The organism is Shewanella vaxholmensis (assembly GCF_031932135.1).
In the GTDB taxonomy this organism is placed as follows: Bacteria; Pseudomonadota; Gammaproteobacteria; order Enterobacterales; family Shewanellaceae; genus Shewanella; species Shewanella hafniensis.
In genome coordinates, this window is the sequence record NZ_JAUOEV010000022.1 from 78,842 (window position 1) to 87,684 (window position 8,843).

Annotated in this window: 4 protein-coding genes; all 4 read left to right on the plus strand. The window is 43.1% G+C overall.

Annotated features, from left to right (window positions below; genetic code table 11):
• Positions 1–26: 26 nt before the first annotated feature.
• Positions 27–4,904, plus strand: coding sequence for a PAS domain S-box protein (locus Q4Q46_RS17345; protein ID WP_311906590.1), 4,878 nt, complete (start codon positions 27–29; stop codon positions 4,902–4,904).
• On the plus strand, positions 4,904–5,836 hold the full coding sequence (locus tag Q4Q46_RS17350) for a diguanylate cyclase (RefSeq protein WP_311906591.1): 933 nt from the start codon (positions 4,904–4,906) through the stop codon (positions 5,834–5,836). The genes Q4Q46_RS17345 and Q4Q46_RS17350 overlap by 1 nt, the downstream gene beginning before the upstream one ends.
• A 161-nt stretch (positions 5,837–5,997) precedes the next feature.
• Complete coding sequence (locus Q4Q46_RS17355) at positions 5,998–7,311, plus strand: methyl-accepting chemotaxis protein (protein ID WP_311906592.1); 1,314 nt, start codon at positions 5,998–6,000, stop codon at positions 7,309–7,311.
• Between the two features lie 641 nt (positions 7,312–7,952).
• Positions 7,953–8,738, plus strand: coding sequence for a type 2 periplasmic-binding domain-containing protein (locus Q4Q46_RS17360; protein WP_311906593.1), 786 nt, complete (start codon positions 7,953–7,955; stop codon positions 8,736–8,738).
• The last annotated feature ends 105 nt before the right edge of the window (positions 8,739–8,843 follow it).

Here is an 8,843-nt window from a genome sequence, read left to right on the forward strand (position 1 = left end):
CTCTGATTATAAGATATTAGGCGTTTATGCACTTGTCCATGAGTTATAAAAATGCTTCGAAATGGGGCTTATTAGTCCTGTTGATTGGATTGGCGCTAAGCGCGTTATTAACAGGGTTGACGGGGCGCATGAACGCCCAAACGATTGAGCAAGCCTTGCGCGAAAACGCGGAGCAAATCAGTGAGAACGTGATTAACCGTATCACCTTATATCAATATGGTTTACGCGGTGCACGCGGTACGATAGTCACTGCGGGTGAGCATGGAATTAGTCGTGCTAGCTTCCATCGCTATAGTTTAACGCGGGATGTGGACCATGAGTTTCCCGGCGCCCGTGGATTTGGCTTTATTCGTCGAGTACCCAGTGCCGATGAAGCGGCATTTATAGCAAGAGTTCGTCAAGATGATTGGCCTGATTTTAATATTCGCCAACTTAACGCTCATGATGGTGAAAGATACGTTATTGAATATATTGAGCCAGTAGACCGCAATAAAGCTGCCGTTGGCTTAGATATTGCCTCAGAGGCACATCGTAAAGCCGCTGCCGATGCGGCTATGTTATCCGGTGAAGTGCGTTTATCTGCACCCATCACATTAGTGCAGGCTACGGGCAGGCCGCTACAATCATTCTTAATTCTGCAGCCTATTTATCGCACGGGTTTAGTACCTAAAACACAACAGGAAAGACTTTCAGCTGGGTATGGTTGGAGTTATGCACCCTTAGTGACGAATGAAGTACTGACTGGGTTAGCGCTAAATCAAAAGATGACTAAGCTGCTCCTTAGCGATATCACCCAAGCTGAGCACCCCATCAGTTTTTTTGAAACACACCCTGATGATGCGTCTCCACTATCTGCATATCGCCATAAAATGACGAAAGACATTTTTGGGCGTCAATGGCAGATAGAAGTCATCGCTTATCCATCATTTATTAAGTCACTGCGTCTTAATCAGTCCAGTTTAGTGCTGTTAAGTGGCAGTTTGTTTAGCCTGCTTTTAGCTGCGTTAATTGCCATGTGGTCTATTAGTTTGCAGCGTAAGAAACAAGTACAACTTGAGCAGGCAAGGCGCGCTAACATGCTGGAGCATTCCCTCGATGGCATTATCAGTTATGACACTAAAGGCCAAATTACCAGTTGGAACCGAGGTGCGGAGCAGTTATTTGGTTATACCGTGGCGCACGCTCTTGGCCAGTCGTGTTGTAAATTGATTATTCCTGCCAGCATAGTGCAGCAAGAAAGAGCATTATTCGCCGAAGTGTTAGCGGGGAAAACCTTATTAAATCGGATATCTAGCCATCAACGACAAGATGGTAGCCATTTATCAACCTCGACAACAGCCATGCCTATTTACGACGAACACGGCAACATAGTAGGTATGAGTCAAACGATCCGCGATATTACGGCGCAGCAGGAAGCTGAGCGATATATATTGAGCTTAAATGCGAGTCTCGAACGGCAAGTAGCCAAGCGTACCCATGCGCTGCAGCAGGCGTTACTCGAAAACCAAACCTTGCTCGACACTATTAATCAACAGCTACTCTATTCCGTTACTGACCCCAATGGCGTCATCTTAGAGGTGAATGATAATTTTTGCCGTATTAGTGGCTATGCGCGTGAGCAACTGGTGGGGAAAACCCATGCAATACTCAAGTCAGGTGAACATGATGCATCTTTCTGGCGAGCTATGTGGCAACAGATAAACGTGGGACAGTCTTGGCACGGTGAAATCTGCAATCGTGATAAGCACCAAACGTTGAAATGGTTCGATACTGTGATTGGTCCAGTATTTGATGAATACGGTAAAATTGAACGTTTTGTGGCATTAAGGATTGATATTACCGACCGTAAGTTGACACAGATTGAGAAAAATAACTTAGGGTCATTACTGACTAACGTGCTCGATGCCGCCTCTGAAATGTCCATCATAGCCACTGATGTACAAGGGAATATCACCATTTTTAACCGTGGAGCAGAGCGCTTACTCGGTTATTCAGCCGAGGAAATGATAGGTCAATCTACCCCTGCGCCTCTGCATTTGCCAGAGGAGGTAATGGTCAGGTCTGCGGAGCTCTCCGCTGAATATGGTCACGACATTCAAGGCTTTGATGTTTTCATCTATAAGGCAAGAGCCGAAGGTTCGGAAACCCGCAATTGGACCTATGTGCGTAAAGACGGTAGCCAGTTTCAAGTGTCACTTTCTGTCACTGCGATGCGGGACAGTGTTGGCGAGATTATTGGTTATTTAGGCATTGGCGTCGATATTTCACTGATGTTACTGCAGCAACAAGCACTGATGACGGCCAGTAACCATTTAAGTAAGGCCGCCGAAGTGGCTCAGTTAGGTATCTGGACTTGGAATCTGCTCGGTAATTCGCTTGAATGGAATGAACGTATGTTTGCGATTTACGATCAGCCTGAAAGTCTTCGTGAACAAGGATTAACCTATGAGCACTGGTCGATGCGGGTTCATCCTGACGATATTGCTTTTGCTGATGCTAAATTGAAAGGCGCTGTTGAAGGAACGGCGAAATATGACCCTATTTTTAGGGTGGTAAGGACAGATGGCTCGATTCGCTTCGTTCAGGCAGCCGCCCAAGTAGAGCGCGATAAACAGGGTCATGCGATTAGAGTGATTGGGATTAATTTAGATATCACTGAACAGCAACAATTGGAAGAAAGCTTGCGAGAAGCTAAGCAGGAGGCCGATGCGGCGAGTGCGGCTAAGTCTGCATTTTTAGCCAATATGAGCCATGAAATTCGCACCCCAATGAATGCCGTATTAGGCATGCTACAACTCATTCAACACACTGCACTTTCTGTGCAGCAACAAGATTATATTAATAAAACACAAATCGCAGCGAAGTCATTGTTAGGGTTATTAAATGACATCCTTGATTTCTCTAAGATAGATGCGGGAAAACTCACCCTAGATCCTCATCCTTGTTCGATTGAATTGCTGATGCGCGACCTTGCCGTTGTGCTATCGGGTAACCATGGCGAAAAAGATGTTGAGGTGATGTTTGACCTAGACACTGCTTTGCCGTCTTGGCTATTAGCCGATCAACTTAGATTACAGCAGGTCCTCGTTAATTTAGCGGGCAATGCATTAAAGTTCACTCAACATGGGCAAGTGATTGTTGGTATTGAATGTTTACGCCATGAGGCAGATACAGTCACAGTACAAATTTCAATTACCGATACGGGTATTGGTATCAGTGACGAGCAGATTGAACGGATTTTTACTGGTTTTGAACAGGCAGAATCTTCAACATCTCGTCGTTTTGGAGGCACAGGGTTAGGATTAGCGATCAGTAAAAGGCTCGTTGAGCTCATGGGGGGGCAGTTACAGGTAACAAGTCAAATTGGGGTAGGCAGTCGTTTTTGGTTTGATGTGTCGTTTCCAATCATGACGGAGAAAGAGAGTGAGCGGATTGATCTCGCTAAATATCGTATTTTGGTAGTTGATGATAATCAGCTAACAACAGAGATTTTACATAAAGTGTTAACGGGGTTCGGTTGTGAAGTTGAAACTGCATCTGGCGGTTACGAAGCCCTTGATAAGGTAAAGCAATCAAAGCCCTTTGATGTTGTTTTAATGGACTGGAGAATGTCTGACCTTGATGGGCTACAGACGGCTGAGATGATACAAAATTCGACTTCAGGTAGCCACATCCCATTAGTGGTGATGCTGACTGCCTACGGGCATGAAGTGATTGCCGAAAGTCAGCATATAAAAAATGTCCCCTTCGTTAATTTTCTTACTAAGCCGGTAACTTCGCAGATATTAGCTGAAGCCCTAATTAATGCTATCGAAGGTAAGACAATGGAGGTGCCTGCCAAGCCACCTTCGCAGCGGCTGCTATCGGGGTTAAGCATTCTAGTCGTCGAAGATAATCAGTTAAACCGACAAGTTGTCGATGAGTTATTGAGTTACGAAGGTGCAAGCGTAGTGCTCGCTGACGGGGGATTAGAAGGTATATATCAAGTATTAGAAAGTGGCGATTTATTCGATATCGTTATTATGGACGTGCAAATGCCCGACATAGATGGACTCGAAGCGACTCGCCGTATCCGTGCTGATGGACGTTTTTCTGCACTGCCCATACTTGCAATGACAGCGAATGCTTCACAGTCCGATAGGCAAGATTGCCTTAATGCAGGTATGAATGATCATGTAGGCAAACCCATTGATATGCCATTACTACTACCGAGTATTTTACGTTTAGTCGGACGTGACGATGTAACTTCAGAAGATTATGAAAGGCAGTGGCCCGAAGCTACTGAGGACCTTAATGATGGACAGTTATTAGATGATATACGTCTTATTCTGCGTCGTTTTGGCGGTAATCAGTCGTTCTTCCAAAAAATGGCCAAAAGTTTTGCCCCTGAAATGCTGAAGCAACTAAATCAGTTTAAACAATCGACTAAAATTTTTGATTATTCAACTGCTGCGGCGATTAGTCATGGTATTAAAGGCATTGCCAGTAATTTTGGCGCACGACGTTTAGCTGCGCATGCCGCTTACGTAGAGAAACAGTTTAAGCAAGAATGCCCTGAGCTTATCGATATTAAGCGTTGGACAGATAGGCTAGAGGAACTTATCCATCAGAGTAGTCAGCAACTTTCAATTTACTTTGAGGCGGAAGAATCTACTCCAGTTATTAGCGATAATGTAGAAAAGTCAGTATATTCTTCGGCATCGATGCAGAGTGTTAAAACGGACCTTAATACCCTAATGACCCTATTAAAAGAGAACAATTTAGAAGCTATGGCCTTAACCGACCAGTTAGCAAGTTCGTTATCAGGCCATCCACAGTGGCAAATGTTGCATGGGCAGGTGCAAGCACTCGATTTTAATCAGGCATTAGACACGCTACGGATTATCATGTTGGAGGGGGCGTAATGTATCTTGCAGAATTAATGGCTCGGCCACAAAGTGAGAAAGGCAAGATCCTTATCGTTGATGATCAGCCGCTCAATATCAAAATATTGCATCAACTCTTTAATGAAGAGTATGAGTTGTTTATGGCGACCAATGGTGAGCAGGCGATAGCCATATGCCAGAAGGTACAGCCAGATTTAGTGCTGTTAGACATCGAAATGCCTGGTATGTCGGGTTTTGACGTTTGCCAACATCTTAAAGCCGATCCAGAAACCGCGAGTATTGGGGTTATTTTTGTCACGGCTCATTTTGATGAAGTGCAAGAAGTTAAAGGTTTTCAGCTGGGTGCAGTCGATTTTATCCATAAACCAATAAATCCAATCATCACCACTGCGCGGGTAAAGAATCAGTATACCCTCAAGCGACAATCCGATCTGTTGCACTCTATCGCGCTGCTTGACAGTTTAACGGGCGTCGCCAATCGACGTCAGTTTGAGCAGCGACTCCCCGAACTTTGGAAACACTGCTGCCGTAACCAACTCGCTTTGTCGGTGGTGATGCTAGATGTGGACTTTTTTAAACGTTTTAATGACCATTATGGTCATCAGGAAGGCGATCAATGTTTGCGACAGGTTGCAAAAGCTATTAGCAATTCTCTGCAGCGCGGGATAGATTTTGTTGCCCGTTATGGCGGTGAAGAATTTATTTGCATCTTGCCAGAAACCCCGATTTCTGGTGCGATGCATATGGCACAGAACATAGTGAATGCTGTGCAAGCTTTACACCTTGAGCATGTAGATTCTAGTTTTAAAGAAGTGACAATTAGTGCAGGTGTGTCCAGCGTTATACCAAGACAAGATTTGACCTGGCAGTCCCTTATCGAAACTGCAGACCAGCAGTTGTATCTTGCGAAAGAGCGCGGACGCAATCAAATAGCGAGCTTAAGTCTTTAGTAGGTTACTTGGTATATTTTTATTCTGACATTGAAAAATCAGACTATATTTTACTCAAATCGTCTTAGATATGTCCTCAGAAGGTGTAAGTATTAAGGAGAGTGAGAAGAGTAAGGTTAAAACTTCTCAGACACAGAAATTAACTCATAAGGAAATAGAGTATGTTTTTTCAAAAAAAACTCCTATCGAAAATTACTGCACTAGAAAAGGAGCTATCTTCTTTTCAAGAAACTCAAGAAGGTCTTAGAAAAGAGATGCTGTACTTTTCTTTAAGCGCGGATGGGAAAATAGTGGAAGCCAATTCACTTTTTTTAACATCATGTGGATATGAGGAAAAAGAGCTGATAGGGAAGCAGCTTAAAAATTTCATGCTTAAGAAATCTTTAGGTAAAGATCATTGTAAACGGATGTTTTCATGCATAAATAGCAAAGCACACTGGCATGGTGCTTTACAACTTGAAACTAACAGCGGTAAAGAAGCATGGTATAGAGCCATTATTCAACCTAAAGTCCGAGTTGAAGACGGTATTGTCCTGTTGGAGGTGTACTCCATAGAGCTAACTCGAACGATTTCTCAATCAAAAGAAATAGAAGATATGCTTGTAGCATTAAACCGTTCTTCTGCCGTGATTGAGTTTAGTTTAGATGGGATTATATTAAATGCTAATGATAATTTCTTAAAAGCAATGGGCTACTCTAAAAGCCAAATCATGGGTAAACATCATAAAATATTTTGTGATCCACATGAAACGGAATCACAAGAATATCGGAACTTTTGGCTACAACTGAAAGCGGGTGAATTTGTATCACGTCGTTTTAAGCGATTTGATAGTCATGGTAATCCGGTATGGCTGGAAGCATCTTATAATCCAATACACGATGATAGTGGTGAGTTATATAAAGTCGTGAAGTTTGCGACAGTTATTACGGAACAAATGAATAGAGAGTTCGCTATTTCTCAAACGTCTGAAATTGCTTATAAAATTTCTAATAAAAGTGACTCGGATGCGATAATTGGTAAAAAAGTGATTCAATCTACAATTCAAACGATGAGTGAACTTTCAGTTCAGATGGGGGATGCAAGTAAAGGTATATTCGATCTAAATACTCAGTCCATGAAAGTCGCTGAATTGGTGGAAAGTATACGCGGTATTGCAGATCAAACGAACCTACTTGCTCTTAATGCAGCAATAGAAGCCGCAAGAGCTGGCGACCAAGGACGAGGTTTCGCTGTTGTTGCTGACGAAGTTCGGCAGCTTGCTAATAGAACCAGCTCTGCAACTGAAGAAATCATCAATGTAGTTGGAGAAAATAAAAAACTAACGGAAAAAGCGGTTTCATTGATAGAAGAAGGCATGGAAAAGGCTCAGAAAGCACTTGAACTTTCTACAGATGCTGGACATGTAATGAATGACATTCAGTCAGGAGCGAGGCAAGTAGTGGATGCTATTAGTCAATTGAATAAAAACTTATAGTCAGTTGCTAATAAATATTAGTGATGAACACTATTCTGAACTTTGAAATGAGGGATGTTTTTTCATTGTAATCGTTCCAACTTTTGCTTAACTCAAGTTATGAACCATATTCCGTTGAATCGAATTAACTGTATTGGCAAAAAGTGCACCCCCATCGTGGCAGCAAATTCAGCTCGAGTAACTTTAAGTAGATCTTGGGGTGAACTTGGGTATCGAAAATTATTGTACGGTAGGGTTTCTGATGTAGCCTCTCTCATTTGGGTGTAGCCCAATGACATAAGGCATTACAGCATGTAATCATATTAATGCGTTAACTTAAATGCGACAGCCTTTATGCGACAACTTAAAAACGATAAGCAGCGTAGACAATCAATAGGTTAGATCTATGAACTGAACAAATTTTGCTCTTAACGTACAATCATTTTCGATATCCAAACTGCCCCATCTTCACGGATTGACTTAACGTCGGCAACTTCACAACGAGTTACTCGAACGGGCTTTTTGAGACCATGATGAATAGCTATGGCCTAACACGCTCGCAGAAGAAATAGAGGCATAATAACAAGTGATTTGGACGCGAAGAATGAAAGCCACAATCGTTGTCGTCTGCTAAGCTTGAGAAAGCCACAGAGGGACGACTCATGTTTAGTCACTTTATTACCTTGTGTATTTTTTCTGCGCTTTTCCTTCACTGCATTTTCACCCCAGCCTATGCCGCGGATGATGCTGTCATTAATGCTGTCATTAATGCTGGCGGCAAGCGGCAGATGACGGCTTATTTAGGGGAGATCCCTGGATTAATTAATGCCGATGGCACTGGACCATTTGTGGAACTGGTTAAAGCAATTGATAGGGCAGATCCTGAGGTTGAAATTGAGATTAAGGTTTTCCCGCTTTCACGGGCGATGCTAGGGGTGACGCTTGGTCGTGCTGATTTTGGTTTGCCTGCAATCCGTAATAATGCCGCGTTAGATGCCTTACCTTACCGTTTTAGTTCTGTTTCATTTGGGCAAGTCACCCACGTGCTTTATACCAATGTAGATAAGCCGATAACGAAGGCCATGTTATTTGATCAGCAGCAAACGGGGCGCGTATTTACGGTGGAGGCGATTCCAGATTACATGCCTATCCCTGCGGAACCTTCAATAACCATTAAACGTTCTTTGCTAAAACTTTCCCGTGGCCGTATCGATGCGTTCGTTTGGGCGCAGGAAGAGGCCGATATGATGCTAAAACAGTTGAAACTGCATAATATCCACCGTGAAGACTTTGGTTATTTTGAAGATGTGTTTGTGATTGCCAAGGGCCCCGAAGGGGATGTCGTTGATGCATATTTGACTCGCATGATTGAGCTACTGCGGCAGACTGGAGAATTAAGCCAGATTTATCAAACTATCCATCAGTCCTACAATGACTGGCAACCTTAGTTTTTAAATCAAATAGTTAACCTGATTAACTCCCGCCGATAACGAGATATTCTTAAGCTTCACTTGTTAGAAGTGAAGACTGAGCGCGAACATATTTTCGCGCTA